This window comes from Vibrio sp. Y176 (assembly GCF_033438945.1).
In genome coordinates, this window is record NZ_JAWOQS010000874.1 from 1 (window position 1) to 580 (window position 580).

At 44.0% G+C, this 580-nt stretch carries 1 protein-coding gene and 1 pseudogene; one reads left to right on the plus strand and one right to left on the minus strand.

Annotation, left to right across the window (positions count from 1 at the left end; translation table 11 throughout):
* A pseudogene (locus R7O13_RS29155) lies at nucleotides 1-171 on the plus strand (threonine ammonia-lyase, biosynthetic); the annotation flags it as partial.
* 102 nt (nucleotides 172-273) lie between these two features.
* On the opposite strand, the gene R7O13_RS29160 reads toward R7O13_RS29155, so the two are convergent.
* On the minus strand, nucleotides 274-580 hold a 307-nt coding region (locus R7O13_RS29160), incomplete at its 5' end, for a LysR substrate-binding domain-containing protein (protein WP_318305493.1).

Here is a 580-nt window from a genome sequence, read left to right on the forward strand (position 1 = left end):
AACATCAGCCTCTTCAACTACGGTAACCCCGGCGCCGACAACGGACGCGTTTTATGTGGTTTCGAGTTAGATGAAAGCGATTTAGCCCAATTTTCAACGCATTTACGAGAACTTGGCTACCAATGTAAGGATGAAACCGATAATCCATCCTACAAGTTTTTCTTGTCTTAATTCGCCTTATCAACACCTCGCTGCAGCGAGGTGTTTTGTTTCCAATTTACGGTTTCATGGACCAAGTGATGAGCTAATACTGAGATCGAACGTTTCTTTTGACTAACACTGCAACCAATCTTGATGCAACTGATTCGGTGATCCTAAATAATCCACCATCCATTGGATCAACTTATGATCGTCATCTTTACGCCATACCAAACAGCATCGGCTCAATGGCTTGTCATCTTGCAGCAGTTTCTCCACCAGCACACCTTCATGAATAAGTGGCATCGCAATATGACGCGGCATATACCCGACTCCAACGCCATTTTTTAAACATTCAATCGCACTATACCAATTGGGCAATAATAAACGACGCTGCTTAGCATAGTGACCTGTGTGCCGTTTTGGCAGTACGTTCGATGTG